The sequence below is a fragment of the Chryseobacterium sp. LJ668 genome (genome assembly GCF_019613955.1).
GTDB lineage: Bacteria > Bacteroidota > Bacteroidia > Flavobacteriales > Weeksellaceae > Chryseobacterium.
On record NZ_CP080443.1, the window covers coordinates 3,313,501 to 3,332,744 of the forward strand.

The 19,244-nt window shown below is 36.3% G+C and carries 18 protein-coding genes; 13 read left to right on the forward strand and 5 right to left on the reverse strand.

Annotation, left to right across the window (positions count from 1 at the left end):
• Nucleotides 1-10 precede the first annotated feature (10 nt).
• A complete protein-coding gene (egtD, locus tag K0U91_RS15510; RefSeq protein ID WP_220179384.1) occupies nucleotides 11-994 on the reverse strand; it encodes an L-histidine N(alpha)-methyltransferase in 984 nt (327 codons plus the stop codon).
• A gap of 428 nt (nucleotides 995-1,422) precedes the next feature.
• Here egtD and K0U91_RS15515 point away from each other — a divergent pair, with 428 nt between their 5' ends.
• The 7 genes from K0U91_RS15515 to K0U91_RS15545 all read left to right on the forward strand — a co-directional run bounded on the left by K0U91_RS15515 (nucleotide 1,423) and on the right by K0U91_RS15545 (nucleotide 10,971).
• Nucleotides 1,423-1,911 (forward strand): RNA polymerase sigma factor, encoded by a 489-nt coding sequence (locus tag K0U91_RS15515; RefSeq protein WP_219968850.1) that lies wholly within the window; start codon nucleotides 1,423-1,425, stop codon nucleotides 1,909-1,911.
• Nucleotides 1,912-1,994: 83 nt separating this feature from the next.
• Nucleotides 1,995-2,825, forward strand: coding sequence for a FecR family protein (locus K0U91_RS15520; RefSeq protein ID WP_220179385.1), 831 nt, complete (start codon nucleotides 1,995-1,997; stop codon nucleotides 2,823-2,825).
• An 87-nt stretch (nucleotides 2,826-2,912) separates the two neighbouring features.
• On the forward strand, nucleotides 2,913-6,035 hold the full coding sequence (locus K0U91_RS15525) for a SusC/RagA family TonB-linked outer membrane protein (protein WP_220179386.1): 3,123 nt from the start codon (nucleotides 2,913-2,915) through the stop codon (nucleotides 6,033-6,035).
• A 10-nt stretch (nucleotides 6,036-6,045) separates the two neighbouring features.
• Complete coding sequence (locus K0U91_RS15530; protein ID WP_220179387.1) at nucleotides 6,046-7,776, forward strand: RagB/SusD family nutrient uptake outer membrane protein; 1,731 nt, start codon at nucleotides 6,046-6,048, stop codon at nucleotides 7,774-7,776.
• A 6-nt stretch (nucleotides 7,777-7,782) separates the two neighbouring features.
• Nucleotides 7,783-8,886 (forward strand): metallophosphoesterase, encoded by a 1,104-nt coding sequence (locus tag K0U91_RS15535; protein ID WP_220179388.1) that lies wholly within the window; start codon nucleotides 7,783-7,785, stop codon nucleotides 8,884-8,886.
• Nucleotides 8,887-9,459: 573 nt separating this feature from the next.
• Nucleotides 9,460-10,029, forward strand: a complete 570-nt coding sequence (locus K0U91_RS15540) for a Crp/Fnr family transcriptional regulator (protein WP_220179389.1) — start codon at nucleotides 9,460-9,462, stop codon at nucleotides 10,027-10,029.
• Nucleotides 10,030-10,107: 78 nt separating this feature from the next.
• Nucleotides 10,108-10,971, forward strand: a complete 864-nt coding sequence (locus K0U91_RS15545) for an SDR family oxidoreductase (RefSeq protein WP_220179390.1) — start codon at nucleotides 10,108-10,110, stop codon at nucleotides 10,969-10,971.
• A 107-nt stretch (nucleotides 10,972-11,078) separates the two neighbouring features.
• Here the strand turns inward: K0U91_RS15545 and K0U91_RS15550 are convergent, their stop codons facing one another.
• The 3 genes from K0U91_RS15550 to K0U91_RS15560 form a co-directional block, all read right to left on the reverse strand.
• The gene (locus K0U91_RS15550; RefSeq protein ID WP_220179391.1) at nucleotides 11,079-12,719 is read right to left on the reverse strand and encodes an FAD-dependent oxidoreductase; all 1,641 of its coding nucleotides are present in this window, start codon (nucleotides 12,717-12,719) and stop codon (nucleotides 11,079-11,081) included.
• Between the two features lie 87 nt (nucleotides 12,720-12,806).
• The gene (locus K0U91_RS15555; protein ID WP_309148153.1) at nucleotides 12,807-12,959 is read right to left on the reverse strand and encodes a (4Fe-4S)-binding protein; all 153 of its coding nucleotides are present in this window, start codon (nucleotides 12,957-12,959) and stop codon (nucleotides 12,807-12,809) included.
• Between the two features lie 61 nt (nucleotides 12,960-13,020).
• The gene (locus tag K0U91_RS15560; protein ID WP_220179392.1) at nucleotides 13,021-13,311 is read right to left on the reverse strand and encodes a GNAT family N-acetyltransferase; all 291 of its coding nucleotides are present in this window, start codon (nucleotides 13,309-13,311) and stop codon (nucleotides 13,021-13,023) included.
• A 287-nt stretch (nucleotides 13,312-13,598) separates the two neighbouring features.
• On the opposite strand from K0U91_RS15560, the gene K0U91_RS15565 reads away from it, so the two are divergent.
• The 6 genes from K0U91_RS15565 (at nucleotide 13,599) to K0U91_RS15590 (ending at nucleotide 16,470) form a co-directional block, all read left to right on the forward strand.
• A complete protein-coding gene (locus K0U91_RS15565; RefSeq protein ID WP_220179393.1) occupies nucleotides 13,599-14,180 on the forward strand; it encodes a Crp/Fnr family transcriptional regulator in 582 nt (193 codons plus the stop codon).
• Nucleotides 14,181-14,291: 111 nt separating this feature from the next.
• Nucleotides 14,292-14,945: a hydrolase gene (locus tag K0U91_RS15570; protein WP_219968840.1), complete on the forward strand. Its 654-nt coding sequence runs from the start codon at nucleotides 14,292-14,294 to the stop codon at nucleotides 14,943-14,945.
• A 69-nt stretch (nucleotides 14,946-15,014) separates the two neighbouring features.
• Nucleotides 15,015-15,371, forward strand: coding sequence for a nuclear transport factor 2 family protein (locus K0U91_RS15575; RefSeq protein ID WP_220179394.1), 357 nt, complete (start codon nucleotides 15,015-15,017; stop codon nucleotides 15,369-15,371).
• A 101-nt stretch (nucleotides 15,372-15,472) separates the two neighbouring features.
• Nucleotides 15,473-15,862, forward strand: a complete 390-nt coding sequence (locus K0U91_RS15580) for a nuclear transport factor 2 family protein (protein WP_220179395.1) — start codon at nucleotides 15,473-15,475, stop codon at nucleotides 15,860-15,862.
• The gene (locus K0U91_RS15585; RefSeq protein ID WP_220179396.1) at nucleotides 15,852-16,181 is read left to right on the forward strand and encodes a MoaF-related domain-containing protein; all 330 of its coding nucleotides are present in this window, start codon (nucleotides 15,852-15,854) and stop codon (nucleotides 16,179-16,181) included. The genes K0U91_RS15580 and K0U91_RS15585 overlap by 11 nt, the downstream gene beginning before the upstream one ends.
• Before the next feature lie 148 nt (nucleotides 16,182-16,329).
• A complete protein-coding gene (locus tag K0U91_RS15590; RefSeq protein ID WP_219968836.1) occupies nucleotides 16,330-16,470 on the forward strand; it encodes a hypothetical protein in 141 nt (46 codons plus the stop codon).
• 735 nt (nucleotides 16,471-17,205) lie between these two features.
• Here K0U91_RS15590 and K0U91_RS15595 read toward each other — a convergent pair.
• The gene (locus tag K0U91_RS15595) at nucleotides 17,206-18,783 is read right to left on the reverse strand and encodes a Na+/H+ antiporter (RefSeq protein WP_219968834.1); all 1,578 of its coding nucleotides are present in this window, start codon (nucleotides 18,781-18,783) and stop codon (nucleotides 17,206-17,208) included.
• Nucleotides 18,784-19,244 lie beyond the last annotated feature (461 nt).

Here is a 19,244-nt window from a genome sequence, read left to right on the forward strand (position 1 = left end):
TAATATTTGATTAAACCACCTGCCAAATACAATCTACAAACCATTTTCTGTCGTCATTGATCTCATCAAGAATGTGAAATCCTGAATTCTCAGCTAGCCTTACAATATCATCTCTGGAAAATTTCTGCGAAATCTCCATGTCAATAACTTCATTTTCCTCAAAGCTGAATTCAAAAGTACCGATATGTACATTTTGTTTTACTCTACTTACCAGGAAACTTTTACACGCTCCAGAAATCGGGTTATATGTCTGATAATGCTGAAATTCAGATACGTCGAAATCAGCATCGAGTTCACGATTAATCCTTGAAAGAAGATTCAGGTTAAATGCGGAAGTTATCCCTTCTGCATCATTGTAAGCATTGAGTATCGTATGCGGGTTTTTCTTTAAATCAAATCCAATTAGGAGAAGATCACCCTGATTCAGTTTTCTTTTGAGCTCATGGCAAAAATGATAAGATTCTTCCATATCCATATTTCCGATATTGCCCCCTAAGAAAAGAACTATTTTTCTCCTTTTTGAAATGCTGGTGGCTTTATTGAGCATATCAAAATAATCACCTTCTAAGGCTATAATGTCTAATGAAGGAAGATCATCAGCTAATTTATCCTGTAGCACAGAAAGAATATTTCCTGAAATATCAATCGGCATGTAAGTGAAATCAACTCCTTTATCAACAAAATATTTTAAAAGAAAAGATGATTTCTTTGCATCTCCCGCCCCTAATTCAATCAAATCAAAAGGTTCTTTATTGGATAATATAGTGTCTGCTAATTCTTTAGTTTTATTTTTAAATATATCCAATTCACATTGGGTCAGATAATATTCAGGCATATTCATAATCTTCTGAAAAAGCTGATCACCGGTCTTGTCATAAAAGTATTTTGATAATAATTTTTTCGGATTTTTATTCAATCCTTCTAAGACATCAGATCTAAAACTATCGGTAGTGGCACTTTCCGCGTGTAATTCTGCATCAAGTTGTTGTTTCATATAATTTTTTTGTTTTTAAGCTTTAGCAACTATCTTGCCGATACATAAATTGCATCACTTAACGGTGTGACTCTCAAATTTCATGTAATTTAAAAATACGTTTTATTTTGGAATGCAATTTATTTGTTTATATTTTTAATAAACTTTTGAAAAATAATCGAAGTAATTTTGTTTTCGTGGTTATCAACCGTTACGTGCGATGCATATATATTGATGAAAAGCTTTCTTAATTATTGAATAAAATAATTCAAAATTTCGAACATTATACAACACAAAAATACAAGGTGTAAGGATCAACTCCATTTCCTTGCTTAACCTTCACCATACTACCGTTTTCATACGCTAGATTAAATTTAATATTTGCTTGATATTAGCGCAACACGAATTGACTACTTTTGCCAAGCATTGCTACAATGTAGTTCATTATAATGAAGTATTTTGAAAAAATATATTTAGATTACAAACATCAGGTATACTTTTTTGTCAAAAAGTTTATTTCCAGTACGGAAGATGTGGAAGATGTTGTACAGGAGATTTTTGTACATCTTTGGAAACATTCTTCCGCGCTAAAAAACCCGCAGACTTTAGAATCTGTCATCTTCAAAACTGCTCAACAGGAAGTTTCTAATTTTTACAGAAAAAACAAAATGCTCTTTTCATTTTCGGATGAAACTTTGATAACAGACGAAGCCGATTCAGAAAAAACGGATCACGAATTTAAAGAAGAACAGCTATTAAAAATACAAACCCTTTTGGAAAAAGTTCCCGAAAGAAGCAAAACTTTTTTTTATAAAAACAAATTGGAAAAAATAAGTTATTCACAAATCGCAAGAGAAAATAACATCTCTAAAACAGCCGTAGAAAAGCAAGTAAATAAAGTCATCCGGCACATCAAGGCTAATCTTAGTATGTTTTAACGAAATATTAACCAGTTTAAATAAATCATTAAATCCATCTCTTCGGGGTGGATATTTTTATTTTGCTGCGTAATCATAATAGTATGAAAGATTCTCAAAAACATTTTAGAAAAATCTGGACAAAGGTTTCCGAAGAAAAACAGGAAATGGATTCTGCGGCTGATTCCAGAATCTGGAACGGAATAGAAACGAGAATGAAGCAAAATAATAAACGAAATTATTATTGGATGACTGCGGCCGCTGTTTTGGTACCTTTATTCGGGATCCTGTTATTTTATAAAGATTTTGAGACGAAAAAACAAAAAAATAATTTCTCTGCTATTGTATTGCAAACCAATGAGTCTTCAAAAACTTTCAGATTATCAGATCAGAGTATAATCACCTTAGAACCTCACAGCAGGTTGTCCATCAATAAAGATTTTGGAAAGAAATACAGGAATGTACAATTTGAGGGGAAAGGTTTTTTCTCGATCGCAAAAGATAAATCCAGACCTTTCATCGTAAATGCAGGTGGCTTTACTGTTGAAGTTTTGGGTACAAAATTTTCAGTTGATCAAAGATCAGAAGAGAAAAAAGTACAATTGTTGGAGGGAAAAGTAAAAATAGATCACAACGGCAAACTAACCTACCTCTTGCCCAATGAAAGCTGGAGTACCTCTCCGACAAAAAATGACTTCCATTTTTATGCAGTAACAACTGTACAAACTTTCACTTTTGAAAATACAACATTCGAGGATGCTATATCTAAGATAGAAAACAAATACGGAATAAAAATTACTTATCCCAAAAGCATTGCTAAAAACCAGGTTTCTGGGTCGTTCTCAGGAAACCTGAAAGAGATTCTTTCGATCATCAATTATCCGTTTAATCTAAAAACTACTGTTAAAAATGAATATGAAGTAATACTATATTAAAAAAAACAGCACTAATAATGTGGCGTTATCAGTGCTTGTAATTAATTTAAAACCCGCTTAAGAATAATAGATTAACTCTTCAAATTTATGAAAAAAACTGCAATTTCTATTGCTTTACTCGTCGCTATGGGAATTCCTGTGCAAAATTATGCGCAAACCCAGACCAACATGCCCGTAACAAACAATCAGGGGCAGGTATCACTCGTCAAAATACTTAAAAAATTAGGAAAATCTACCAATACTGAATTCTTTTATTCTGCTTCAGATTTTAAAAATATCTGGATCGATGAAAGCAAAATCAACTATTCATCATTAAAGCAAAGCTTAGATTATCTAAAAAAGAGTGTTCCTTTAGATTATCAAATCCAGAATAATACAGTAACTCTTAGAAAATTAATTTCTAATAATTCTCTTACTGAAAATGAAATAAAACCCCAAAACGACACGATAAATCAGCAGGAGAAAAAAATTGAAGAAGTTGTAGTTGTTGGTTACGGTACACAAAAAAAATCCATTATCACTGGGTCCGTATCTGTAGTGAAAGGCGCTGCAGCAGAAGGACAGCCGATACTTTCAGCCGGAAATCTTTTACAGGGTCTAGCGCCGGGCGTTACAGTAACTACACAAACCGGTGCACCGGGCGGGGATGCGGGGAATATCAGAATCAGAGGGATCAACAGTTTTGGAGGTTCTGACACCAATCCTCTTGTGATCATTGACGGCGTTGCGGGAAATATCAATGATGTTGATGTAAACATGATTGAATCTATTTCCGTACTTAAAGATGCTGCTTCTGCAGCAATATATGGCTCAAGAGCAGCGGGTGGGGTTATTCTTATCACCACAAAACGGGCTAAAGGAAATAAGCTGACAGCACAATACCGAATGTATACCGGTTGGCAAATGGCAACAGCAATACCAAAGGTGACCGATGGTCTTACCTATATGAAAGTATTTAATGATGCCAGTATGAACGACAACGGCACAAAGATTTATACTGATGAAGCGATCAATGCTTTTAAAAATGCATACGACAAAAACCCGGGTAACTATGATTGGCAGAAGGCCATTCTTCAAGGAAGCGGATTTCTTCAGGATCATTATTTTTCGTTATCAGCAAAATCAGGAATTATAAGCGTATCACCATCATTTGGATATTCAAATCAGGAAGGAATTATTAAAAATACCGATTTTACAAGGTTTGTTTTCCGAAATAATATGGACATCACGCCGAATGACCAATGGAACATCAGACTTGATATGTCATTTATCAATAAAGACAGAAAACAGATCGCAGATGAAGGCACCGTGTGGAATTATCTCGGAAGAATGCCGACCAATATTCCTATTTACTATGGCAATAATTATTCTGACGGATGGGTAAAGATCAATCCGGTCGGTTTTATCGAAAATGGAGGAAACCGCAATCAGAATAATTTAGAATTTATAGGAAATATGAACATTTCTTATAAACCTACAGATTGGTTAACATTAAAAGGTATGGTAGCTCCACGCTATCTTACAACGAATATTCATCTCTTCAGAAAAAGTGTGCCCACCTATTACGAAGATGGAACCGAAGCCGGTTCTGCCAATACTTTTACAGAACTTACGGAATCTGCGAGACGCCAGTTTTACGGAACCTATCAGTTTCAGGCGGATGCAAAAAAAGAATTTGGCAAACATAGTTTTGAGCTTCTTGCAGGAGCTTCCAGAGAAACATATAATGAAAAAATCTTATCCGGATACAGGAGAGATTTTCTATATGACAATTACGAGGTGTTAGACGCCGGTGCAGATAACGAAACAAAAGATAACGGCGGAGCAGAATACGAATGGCTTCTGGTTTCTGCATTTGGCAGATTCAATTACAATTACAATCAAAAATATTTATTTGAGGCCAACGTAAGATACGATGGTACTTCAAGGTTTATCGGCAAAAACCGTTGGGCAGTTTTCCCTTCATTTTCTGCCGGATGGGTGGTTTCAAGAGAAAGCTTTTTCGAAAATTTACGAGAAACAATCAGCCTTTTAAAATTCAGAGGTTCTTGGGGGAAACTGGGAAATCAAAATATCAGTTCGTCGTACTACCCTTTCTCAGAACCGTTATCCCTAGGAAGTACTTCTATGAACGGAGTTGTCTATCAAACAATCCAGCAATTAATCATGTCTAATCCTGATCTGAAATGGGAGGAGACTACCATGTCGGGTATTGGCGTCGATTTATCTCTATGGAGAAAATTAGATTTAACCTTTGACCTGTACAACAAAAAAACAGACGGAATTCTTTTAAGATTAAATACTTCTCAGCTTACAGGTTTGGAAGCACCTGTACAAAATGCAGCAACGGTAAGCAACAAAGGTTGGGAAATCGGTGCACAATACAATGAAAGATGGGGAGATTTTAAAATAAATCTCGGTTTCAATCTTTCTGACGTGAAAAATGAAATTATCGACATGAAAGGTCAGTCTTCCGGAACATTGCTTCGTCAGCAGGTTGGCTCTTCGGTGAATTCTATTTACGGATTTATCGCTGACGGATTATATCAAAGCCAAGCAGAAATCAATGCCGGTCCTACACAATTCGGAACTTTAAAACCCGGAGATATCAGATATAAAGATATTGCAGGAGCTTTCGATGCAAACGGAAATCCGATCGGAGACGGAAAAATTACTGATGCCGACAGAACCATTATCGGTAGTACAATTCCGAGATATACTTACGGGTTTAATATGGGCTTTTCTTATAAAGGCCTTAAATTATCTGCATTAATACAGGGAGTTGGAAAAGTTGACGGTTATCTGGATTCTCACTACGTAATTCCTGCCGTCAACTCAAGTGCCGTAAAACCTTGGCAACTGGATTACTGGACACCGGAAAATACAGATGCTGAGTTTCCACGAGTTTCTCTCACTTCCACAAACAATACACAAAACTCAACCAAGTGGATGAGAAGTGCAGCGTATATGAGATTAAAAAATGTACAGATTGGCTATGAATTGCCTAAATCTTTTACAGATAACACCTTTCTGCAGAGCATTTACCTCTACCTCAACGGACAAAACCTTCTGACATTCACAAATTTTTATGAAGGGTACGATCCAGAGATTAATTATAATCTCGGAAGTTCCGATGGCGTTGCTTTGGGAGGGGGAAACTACTATCCGCAGGTAAAAACATTCTCATTCGGTATTGATGTTAAATTTTAATGATAAAAAAATGAAAAACCTTTTAAAAATATTTTTATTGGCCATCATCACTTCTTGCTCAAGTGATATGGATTTAGAACCTCTTAACGGCCCCACTTCCGGAACTTTCCCTGCATCTTATGACGAAGGAAAAATGGGACTTTTTGCAGCATACAGAAATCTCAGCACGATCGATGCTGCGAGTACACCAATTTGGCATGTGATGGATAATATAACAGACATCGGTTATGCAAGACCGGGAACCAACTACACTTCACCCATCACAAGTTCTATCACCACGACCAATGCATTAACCATAAAACCATGGGAAATTCATTATAAAACCATTGCAAGATGTCATGCAGTACTTGACAAATTAGATGGCATTTCAGGACTTACCGCTGCTCAAAAGGCAGAGCTTGGTTCAGAACTAAGATTTATCCGTGCTTATGCGTATTCTCAACTGATCGAGCTTTATGGTGATGTTCCGCTGATTAAATCAGCAGTCACCCTGAACAATTCTAACGTGGCAAGAACTCCTGTTGCAGAAATTCAGCAATTTATTATTGCAGAACTGGGAGCAGTTGCTCCTCAGCTTCCGATTTCCCAATCGCAATACGGAAATGTGCGTGCTTCACGTATCGCAGCCTTGATGCTGAAAGCAAGAGTTGAACTTTACTCAAAACAATACGCAGCAGCGGCGGTTACTTCAAAACAGGCTTTGGATGCAGCTGCCGGTGTCTATAGTTTGACACCATTCAATGCTTCGGTCAATTTTGCAGGTAAAGATCACACCGTGGGAGAGCCCGATCCAAGTAACATATTTGGACATAATGGTTTTTCAACGAGCAAAGAATGGATTTGGGTGGCAGAATTCAACAAAAATGTACCGGGATATCTTCATAATCAGCAATATTATGCAGCATCACGTCTCGGTAAAGGAGTTTGTTATTGGGGACCTACTCAAAATCTTATCGATTCTTACGAAATGACAGACGGTCTGTCAATACTGGAATCTCCGCTGTATGACAATGCAAATCCTTTTAAAAACAGGGATCCACGTTTAGATATGTATGCTGTACGTCCGCATTCAAGATATCTAGGATACCAATTTGAGCCGAATACATCTTTCGTAAAAGTAAACAACTACTGGTCAGCCGGAGTACCAACTCAGGTTACGAATGCCGATGCGACCAATGCGTATCGTTCTTTCAGTGGTTATCTCTGGAGAAAAGTGGTGGACATTGCTGATTTTAATTCAACCTCAGTAAGTGGAAATTCAGATTTGAATGTCGGGATTTTCAGATTATCAGAATTAATGCTGATCCATGCAGAAGCAAAAATAGAATCGAATCAGCTCGATAGTTCTGTGTATGATATGATTAACCAAATCAGAATACGTGCAAAAATGCCGGCTTTACCTACAGGAATGTCTCAAGCGCAATTGAGAAAAGCACTTCGATATGAAAGAAAAGTGGAATTGGCCAATGATGGACTACGATGGTATGACATCAGACGTTGGGGGATTGCAAATAATGTGATGAACGGATATTTATATCTCAACCGTAACGCCAACAACTGGAATAAATCTGTAGTGACCGGCTTTGATGAAAGTGCAAATCCTATTTATAATCATTCACAGGCTTCAGCATCTTTTTCTACACAGCAGGTGGTTTATACAATCAATAAAGACGAATACTGGCCGATCCCGCAATCGGAAATGGATGCGAATCCTAATTTAAAACAAAACCCCGGATATTAGATTAATATGAAGAAGAATATATCAATATTGCTAATACTATTGTCTGCAATAGTTTTTGGGCAGGAAAAATTTCAGACTCCAAAATTAGACCATGAAAAATCATGGAGTATCATACTCATCCCGGATACTCAAAACTATGTGAAATGGAACAGAAATCAGCCTGTTTTAGATCTGATGGTACGATGGATTGAGGATAATATTTCTCCCCTCAATATTAAAATGGTTTGCCAGGTCGGAGATCTGGTGGAGCATAACAATATTTTGAATCAGGGATATGACGGCGACCAAAGTGCAGATGACCAGTGGAAATCTGTGCAGTCAATCCTGGGGAGGCTCAACGGAAAGGTACCTTATGTAGCTGCTACAGGAAATCATGACTTCAGCATTAATGAAGTAGGCCGAAGATTTTCACGCTACAACGAGTTTTTTCCTTCTAATTTTAATTATTTAAATCAGAAATATTTAGCACAGAACTTTTTTAATGATGCCGGCGCACCAAGCATGGAAAACTCCGTTCTGGAACTGAAAGGATTGAACGGGGTGGACTATTTATTTTTCAGCCTTGAATTTGCACCCAGAGATAAAACTTTGGAGTGGGCTAAAAAGGTTTTAGATATGCCTCAGTACAAAAACCACAGATCAATTCTAACGACTCATGCTTTTTTGAATGACAAAGATAAGAGAACGGATAAAGAGAATTCTTGGTTTATGTACGAGCCTTTTCTGGTCAACAATGTGCCGCAAAAATCTAAAACCATCCTGCTTCCGGAGTCTAATAACGGAGAACAAATATGGCAGAAGCTAATACAGCCGTCTCAAAATCTACAACTTGTATTAAGTGGTCATATTTCTGGTGAGGGTTTCCGTGTAGACCCTAACAGTTATGGAAAAAACGTAAACCAGATGCTTTTTGACATGCAGAGTGAAGGTGGTGGTCATCGTGATGGTAACGGTGGTGACGGCTGGCTCAGAATTATTGAGTTTTATCCCGATAATAAAACGGTGAAAGTGAAAACCTACTCTCCCCTTTTCGGTATTTCGCCGGTCAGCCAAAAAAATGCTTACAAAACAGACCCGAGAAATGAGTTTACTTTTAAATTTTCTGAATAATAACATTCGCATTTTTTGATGATAATCCAATATTTAAAGACTGCTTGATTACAAGCAAATTTCAGAAGTATAAATATGGCCGTGCAATTAAAACTGATGTCACACAACTGGAATTAATCGTTATAAAGCTGAATGGCTACTTAAAAGCTAATTCAATAGAATATGTTAAATGAGTTAGAGAGAACAAGTGGTATCGAAATACATGACTCTATTAAACTAGCAGGAGTACAGGAAGTAGAATATTTAATTGATAAAGACCAACTTATAAAAATTTGGATTATAATGAGTTTGAATTAGTATGGTTGATAAATGAGATAAAGCTTGGGCTAATTTAGATAAGACAAAAAAGCAAGGTAGTATATCTTTAAATCTTTAAGCGGGTGTAGGAGTAAATTTTTCAGCAACTGAATTTTCACGTCTATTTAATGCATCATTAACAGGGCCAATTTGATGGTTGGGAAATGAGGTATTTAAATCGGTAAAAGTTTATTGACATTGCTCAGTATCTTTTCTAACAATAGCTTTTTACCATATGGTAAGTCCGTTGCTCAGAATATAAAGTATCTTTAGATCATGAAAGAGTTTATTGACTACATCTTGCAGTTTGGTCATTTGAATAAGCAGCAAATTGATCTCATTACAAGCAAAGCAACAGAGCTTGACCTTCGTAAAGGCGAATATTTTTCGGAAGCTGGTAAAATTCCCAAACAAGTTGGGTTTATTCTGGAGGGAGTTGTGCGTTTCTGCTATTATAACAACAAAGGTCAAGAGATTACTCATCACTTTATTGACGAGCTCAATTTTGTTTCGGATCAACAAAAGTTTGAGGCACAAATAATAGCTTCTGATTACATTGAGGCAGTTACCGACTGCACACTGCTTTTTTTTTCGAAAAAAGATTGGGACGAAATAGGAAATACTATCGTTGGTTGGGATGTTATTACCGGGCTGATCTTAAAAAACTGTTTATTAAAAACAATTGAAAGAAGAAGTCCATTGGTTTCAGAAGATGCTACTACACGTTACTTATCATTCATCGGAATGTTTCCAAATCTTGTCAATCGAATACCACTTTCTTACGTTGCTTCTTACTTGGGAATTACCCAACAATCATTAAGCAGAATAAGAAAAAATATTCGATAAAATCGCTTTTTACCATTTGTTAAACGTTTTCTTCTATGAGATCCCGAAATTTGTATTATTAATTTAAATGACAAAAAAATGGACAAAAAAGTAGTATTAATTACAGGTACAAATAGTGGATTCGGATGGCTTACTGCCAATAGTGTAGCAGCTTTAGGACATAAAGTGTATGCTACGATGAGAAATACGGACGGAAAAAATGCCAATAAAGCAAAAGCCTTAGCAGAGGTAGAAAACATCACTATTCTTGATGTATCATTAACTGATGAAGCAAGTGTAAAAAGTGCAATCGACACCATTATAGCTAAAGAAGGAACCATTGATATCTTGGTAAACAATGCAGGTATTTCAATGTTTGGTGTTGCGGAAAGTTCTAGTCCTGAAGATTTGCAGAGAATGATCGATGTTAATGTGGTCGCTCCCTGGAGACTGATGAAACTGGCATTACCTTTTATGCGTAAACAATCAGAAGGTTTAATTATCAATATTTCGAGTGGATGGGGTCGATTCTCAGCTCCTTTTTTTGCAATGTATGGTGCATCAAAATTTGCTCTTGAAGGTTTAAGCGAAAGTTTGCATTATGAATTACGACCATTTGGAGTTGATGTAGCCATTATTCAACCAGGCTCGTTTCCTACCGAGATGTCTCAGAAGGTTCAATTCGGTTCTGATACATCCGTTATTGATGATTATAAAATGATCGCTGATATTCCGGATAAAATATTTGGAGCAGTTGGTCAAATGTTTGAAAGGGTAAAACCTAATCCACAGGAGGTTGCAGACGCAGTAGTAAACCTGATCAATTTGCCAAAAGGGCAAAGACCGCTAAGAACAGTTGCAGACCCATCAACAGGCGAAATTGTTAAAACAGCTAATGACGCGGTAGAAACCGAATATACAAAAGTTTTAACAGCGTTTGGAATGCAGGAACTTTTGCCATAATTTAATTTAAAATACTCCAAAGTTTCTGGCTTTGGAGTATTTTTTTTGTTTCAAAATTAGAATTCTCTATGATAAAAACGTTTCTATTTTAAGCCGTTATATAAAATCTAACCATTCATTTTTAATTCGGCTAAATATTGGTGAACCTGACTGATTGCCATAGAACCTTCACCTACCGCAGAGGCCACTCTTTTTACAGACCCTTTCCGAACATCGCCGACGGCATAGAAACCGGGAATACTCGTCTCAAGAGATTGTGGCTTTCTTTTTTTGTAGATAGAAGATTCAGCCATTGCCGATTCAATAACATCAGGACCTGTGTAAATAAATCCTTTATCATCCATTGAAACAATTCCGTTTAACCATTCCGTGCACGGTTTTGCTCCTATAAAGGTGAATAAATTTGAAATACCTATCACTTGTGTCGTGCCATCTGTATCAAGTATCAAAGATTCCAAATAATGCGTTCCATTAAGCTGAGTAATATTGCTGTTCTTATGAACGATGATATTCGGAGTGGTCTCAATTCTCTGAACCAGATAATCGCTCATTTTGGCTCCAAGATCATTCCCACGAATAATTACATGAACCTCATGAGCATGTTCTGCTAAAAACAATGCAGCTTGGCCCGCAGAATTCCCGCCTCCAATCACTCCTACCAATTCATTTTTACATGCAGAGGCATTCATTCCTGTAGCTGAGTAGAAAACTCCACTACCTTCAAATTTTTCAATATTATCTACCGGCAAACGTCTGTAGTTGGCTCCGGTCGCTGCAATGACAGATTTTGCTTTAATGTTTTTACCATTTGAAGCGCACAAGATGAAGTAACTACCATTGTACTCTACTTTTTCTGCCTTCTGCGGGATAGAAAGCGTGCATCCAAATTTCTGGGCCTGAATGTATGCCTTATTGGCGAGATCATTCCCGGATATCCCGGTCGGAAAGCCTAAGTAATTTTCGATTTTTGAACTTTTTCCGGCTTGTCCTCCCGGAGCATTTCCATCAATGGTAATAACAGACAGTCCTTCTGAGGCGGCATATACACTTGCTGCCAAACCCGATGGACCCGCTCCTACTACCAGAACATCAAATATTTCATCCGTAAATTCAATTAAAACACCCGTTTTTCTTGCAATTTCAGCAACAGTAGGTTTTTTCGAAATCTCTCCTGAAATGCTTATAACGATCGGTAAATCTTCATTTAGCAGACCAAAACTATGTAAAAGCTCTTGAGCTTCTTCTGAAACATCGGTATTGAGGAACGTGTGCCAAATGTGGTTTTTTTCCAGAAAATCTCGTAACGCATAAGTTTCCTTAGATTTTTCGGGACCAACCACTTTTATACCCCCATTAAATTCTTTCAACATGGTTTCCTGTCTTTGAATAAAAGCAGTCAAAAGAACATCACATATATCGCTGTGCTTCGATATGATTTCTTTAAGTTGAATAGGTGTAATGCTAAGAACGGTAGTGCCTTTTAAAGCATAGGCGCTAAATGGTATACTTCTGTCGGATAGCATACTGTTATCACCTGTAAATTCATTGATTCTATGAGTTGCCAATACTTGATTTTTATTAAACGGATCTTTGATGACAACTGCTCCGTCTAAAATGACATAAAAATTATATGCGCTATCCCCAGCTTCAAAAACTGCGGTTTCTTTTTCAAAGGTCATTACGGTACCTGACTCTTTTAGAATACTGATTTGTTTTTGGGTGAGTACCGGAAATCTTGGATCAGTCATTGTTTGTAAAATTAAATGATATGGATATTTTTTTATGTTTGAATTTTTTCACCTTTCATCGACATGCAGTAAGTGGAATAATCTGAATTAAGATTCCTTATACAATAATGCCCCGGAAGGACATTTTTCTATTTGCGTCTTTAAATCTTTCACAGATGCGTGTTCACAATTAAGCCATGGTGATGCTTTTGGATGTAAACCTGCGGCAGGCTTTTTACACCAACATCGGCATGGATGCACATTTTGGGTTTCCAAACGATAGTGAAATCTCTTTTTTATATTCTTTTTATATCTCCCAAAATTAATTATTGTTTTGTAATACGTCTCTAATATTTTTTTCTTTTTTGAACATCGCTGCCGCAAAAGGACATAACGGAATGATTTTCATTTCTTTTTCCCTAGCCATCTCAACAATTTTGTACAACATTTGAAGACCAACTTTTTTACCCATGTATTCTGGCTCAACCTCAGTGTGGTCAATGATGAGCAAATGTTCTCCTGCTGAGGAGTATGTCATTGCTCCCGCCCTCTTTTCATTATCCCTTGCTATGGCAAAGCCTCCGTTTTCGCGCTCTTTGATGAATATTTTCATAACATGAAACAAATTTAGATTTATCATTAGTAATTAAAGACGACATTTGACAACAAATATCGTAGACATAGATCTACAAATCGAAGGAAAATTATTATTAAATTTCTAACAAAAATCAATTTATTTGAAATCGAAGGCTTTAAAAGAATCGGTCATTAAAGAAAATTGAATCCGATATTTTGTATTATTTAAATCTTAACTCAATCGAAAAACAGAATCTTGTCCGCATCACTGAAATATTTTCAAATTCAAAAAATAATTAACTTTGTTTGAGCTAATATTATTCCATGCATCCACTATTGAACTATATCAATCGATACACTACTACCCCAATTTCTGTAGAAGATTTTAAAGTCTTTCAGAGTTACTTTATCAAGAAAAAGCTGCGAAAAAAACAATTCCTGTTAGAAGAGGGAGAAATCTGCAAATATTTTGCATTTATCGTAAGAGGTGCCATGAGACAATACTACACAGACGAAAAAGGTACTGAACATATTGTCAATCTTTTTGTTGAGAATTGGTGGGCAGGTGACCGTGAAAGTTTTGCAATGTCAACACCAAGCGCATATCACATTGATGCATGGGAAGATTGTGAAGTTTTTTTGGTCACGAGAGAAAGCAGCATAAAATTAGCTCAAGAATGTCCTGCTTTCAATGAACTTTTATTAAAACTTGATGAGAGAAATAATATCGCAACACAGAGAAGAATAACATCTTCGATCAGTTCTGTTGCAGAAAAACGTTATAATGATTTTGTTGAATGTCACCCCTATTTTGTTTCTCGATTCCCTCAGCATATTATCGCATCTTATTTAGGAATAACAAAAGATACACTAAGCAGAGTACGAAAAAAGTTACTTAGAAAGTAGCTCTTGCCAGTCTCTGATTTAGACATATATCTACTTTTTTTTTCGTCTTTTATCTACTATTTTGATGGCTTATTTCATCCATTTTTGTGATACTAATTATATCATAAAAAAATGGAAAAGTCTCCGAAAATCGGCCTTCAAGGTCTTTTGCGTCCTGAGGACAGCATTGTTGTACTGATTGATCATCAGCCTTATCAATTTACCAACCTCAACAGTCATGAGCCGACAATGATTGTAAATAATGCGACAGGGCTCGCCAAAGCAGCAAAAATTTTTAATGTTCCTACAATACTTACCACCGTTATTGAGGAACGGGGTGGAAACATTATCAAACAACTGCAGGATGTCTACCCTGATCAAAAACCTATTAACAGGACATTCATCAATACATGGGAAGACCCGAAGGTTACCGACATCGTAAAAGAAAGCGGTCGTAAGCAGCTGATTCTTGCTGGTTTATGGACAGAGATCTGTGTGGCGATGCCTGCAATTCAGGCATTAGGTGAAGGTTATGATGTTTTTGTGGTGACCGATGCGAGTGGTTCAACAACATTAGAAGCACATGATATGGCAGTACGCCGTATGGTTCAGGTAGGTATTGTACCAATCAATTGGCTTGCGGTGATCGCTGAGTGGCAGCGAGATTGGGCACGTATGGAAACAGCAGGTCAGCTGTCTGAAGTGATCATTGAACATGGTGGCGCAAGCGGTGTAGCACTTGCATGGGAACTGCAGCTTCTGAATACTCCTGTATCTACAAATTAAACATTTTGCAGCACGTCTTGCGATCATCAAGATGTGCTTTTTGTTAAAAAAAAACCTAAAATCAAGAATATGAAAAATCAAGAAATCCAAATGATGGAAGACAACCTTCAACAGGTTTGGAATGAAAAAAATTCCACCACAAGACTGGAAGCTATCAAAAAAATATACGGGGAAGAAGCTAAACTGTACCATGTAGGACATAAGGTAAAGGGATTAGATGCCATTAATGATAGTGTAACTACAACACTTCAAAAATTACCACCTGATTTTATTTTCACTCAACTTAAACCTGTTACCATAAATAATAATTTGGGCAGACTCATCTGGGGAGCCGGTCCTGAAAGCCAGCCGCATGTTGCTACAGGAATGGATATCGCCCATTTTAAAGATGGAAAAATTAAATCATTGTATGTTTTTCTTGATTAAGCAAAAAGAGAAATGTTTTATCATGTTGTTTATTTGATCTAGATGAAATAAGATCATGTTCTGTCATTAAATGAAAGACAATAAAATTAAAATTAATAAAATTGAAAAATAAAGAAATCGTAGTAAAAGCAATGAATGAATTGTTTCACGAAAAAGACAGTACTGCTTTAGACCGCTATTGGCATGAATCATATGTTCAGCACAATCCTGCAATGATTAGCGGGCACCAAGGTCTCAAAGATCTTTTAACCATCCTAGATCCAAAGTTTAGATGGCAACCGGGTATTATTGTCGAAGAAGGAAATGTTGTTATCAGTCACAGCGTAGTCAACGGTTGGGGTACAGTACCGGTAATTGTTGTGGATATCTTTCGGATCGAAGATGGTAAAATTGCCGAGCATTGGGATGTCGTTCAGGAAGAAATTCCTGCATCAAAATCTGCAAATGGAAATTCAATGAACTCTTTTAATATGATTAAAAATGACAAATAAATTAATAGGCAACAAATACAGAATGGAAATGGACGGTTTGAAAACAGAACTGTTTTTCGATTCCGATGAATCTTTAGTTTTTACCATTATTGAAGGAGGCTCATTAACTAAAAATGGTTACTCAGAAAAAGTAAAAACGAACATTGCAGAAATACGAGCCAATGTTTATATGGTTGCTTGGAAAGAAATTTCGGGCGCAACCGTTACACATATTGAAGATCATGAAAATGGAATTATTTATAGCAATGCCACCTTGCCTGACGGTAGTTTTTATACAATGAAAGGAACTATCAATGGGATCGACGAAGGATTATCCTAATCTATTGTCCAAAAATAAAAGAGGAGTGCCGCAAACCAAATTATGTATCTTACTGTTTGGATAGGAAGTGCGTATGCTACAATCGTTATTAAGGAAACAGTTAAGTGTAAAACGGTTATCTTTTTGATCCACTAGAACCTGTAGAAAAATGTATTATGACAGAAAATCATATCAGCCAGACGTTATTAAGGAAGTATGTACCTGGTCTGATGGGGTCTACACTCATAATCTGTTCAAAAACGCAGGCGGCACCTCGTGCGGAAATCCACTGTATGAAATTCCTAATTAATTAAAGTAAAGGGTGCTATTACGCACCCTTCATTTGTTTATGAATCCATTATTGTCGTTTATATTCTAAATTAATTATAACTTCCTATACTATTACTTAGTGAATCTTGAATCCATGCTTCTTTAGTAACTACTTAGTGGCACACAATGACAGCTATGGTTTCCTCTGCTGTATACGCTCAAGTTTATGTTTACTAATCGATTACTGATGATTTATAACTATTATAGGGTGACATTAAGGATGTATATTTTTTACCTACCATAACTGGTGCGTATATATCTAGTCCGAGAGATGATTTAAGATCTAACTAGCCTTTTTCGCCGTCATAGTTAGTAGAGTTATAAGCTAAACCAACTAAATCATCCATGAAACTCTCATTGCCATTGTTTGTATTATAGCTATACTTTTTTAATAATGCAAATAAATCTAATGAAGTATTAAGGGTAATATTTTTCTTGTCATTGGTTTTTGCTACTCCTCCAAATGTGCCCGTCTCATCATTAGTAAATAAGAAGTCAAAAGAATTATTTAATGTGCCGACTCTTTGACTTTTATTAACATCATATAGATTTATTAAATTAAAATATTAATTTTCAATTATTTATCGCACTCTTCTTCAATCTGAGATTTCTTATAATTGTAAATATGTAGCAGATCCAAATAACAACGGCTCTGCTTTTAACGCATTAATATGTTAAGTGGGTTACGAAATCGATCCTCAATTGTTTAAATATACTAACTTTTCATATTCAGTCTTTCCTCCTGAAGATCTAGCAGCCGAAGATGTTTTCTGATTATTTCTTCATCTAAAAGAAGTTCTTCACGGTTTTTATTGATCAGCCAACTTCTCTGAGTTTCGAGAATATCAATATAAATATTCCTGTATTCATCAAAATTTAGAATAATCTCAGAGCTGCTCAGCTGGTTTTCATATTTCTGCAATTGCTCTTTCAAAGCCGGAAAGCTGCCTATCTTATCAAAATAATCGCTCCTTATTTTATCAATTGCTACTTCAGCAAGACTGTTTCGAATTTCATAATCGATCTCTTTTTCACTTTTTACAAAGTCCTTGTCAATTGGAGGAAATCTTTTAATTAAAACAGGTAGAGTAAGCCCCTGTAACAACAGAGTGGAAAGAATAACAATAAAAGTGATAAAAAGGATCAGATTTCTCTGTGGAAAAGGCGTTCCGTCATCAAGAGTCAAAGGAATGGAAAGTGCTGCCGCCAAAGATACTACGCCTCTCATACCAGTCCATCCGATAATCATGGGCGTTTTCCAACCCGGTGATTCTGCATCTGCAACGGTGATAAAATTTCGCATTATTAAAGTGGTAATCACCGCAGCATATCCTGCAAAAACTCTCACAATAATCAGGACAGCAGTAACGGCAACGCCATATCCGATTGCAGTAAGCAGATCAGTTTCACCTAAGCCGGAAACAATTTCAGGTAAATCTAAACCGATCAACATGAATACAATCCCATTTAACAAAAAACAAAAACTTTCCCAAACTGTTACCGTACGTATTCTTGAAGCACTGCTTAAAAAATCATGACTGCGATATGAAAGAAACAATCCGCCGGTTACTACCGCCAAAACTCCTGACGCATGGAGCTGTTCCGCTACCAAATACATTGAAAATGGAGCAATGAAAGTAAGCAGAATATCAATGTTGGAATCAGTCGGCAAAATTTTATGCATTTTCATAAAAATATACGCAATGACGACTCCGATTCCGACACCACCAACACACATCCATACAAAACTTCCTGCTGCCTCTTGCCAAACAAATTGTCCCGTTGCAGCGGCAATCATTGCAAACCTAAAGATAATCAGGGAAGAAGCATCGTTCAGCAGACTTTCACCTTCGAGTATCGAGGCGAGGCTTTTCGGCACTTTGACAAATTTTAAAATTGCTCCCGCACTGACTGCATCCGGCGGAGAAACGATTCCACCTAATAAAAACCCAAGGGCCAGAGAAAACCCGGGAATAAAATAATTGGCGAAAACAGCTACTGATAATGCAGTAAAAAAAACGACTACAAATGCAAAACTGAAAATAATCCGGCGCCATCGCCAAAGTTCTTTCCAGGACGTAGACCATGCAGCTTCATAAAGCAGCGGAGGTAAAAAAATAATAAATAATAATTCTGGCTCTATTTTAATAAGTGGTACACCGGGGATAAAACTGATAAGAAGTCCAGCTAAAACCAGCAATACAGGATATGCGACCTGTATTTTTTTGGCAAGCATAATCAGCATGGTGATGAGAAGTACCAAAAACAGGTAAAATTCAAAATTTTCAAGCATATAGAAATTTTAGATATCTAAATATATGTTAAATTATAAAATTATTTATTGTTTATTACAAATATAATGAGCTTAGAATCACAACGGGAAATGTTGTCCATTCGTAAAGAATCTATATTTTAATCATATAACCTACCATGTAGGATTTTTACTTCGATTCTTCGACGACCTGTAATGACATCATAACTTAAATTATGTACGCTGTTCTTTTTTTTCCCTATATTTAAGCAGATCTTAGTAGATGAAAACTGTATGTTTATTGCTGTTACAACAAATATTAATGGAGGTAATCCTGATGATGGAAGGACAGAATTTGTAGTCAGTTAAATGCGTTTCTTTGGCACGCAATTTTTTACGGTCATTGTGCCACGATTCTGCCACAAAAATTATGTTTTATTATAAAAAATTTAGCCATTATAAAAACACAAAAAAAGCTGTAATTACTTAAATTACAGCTTCTT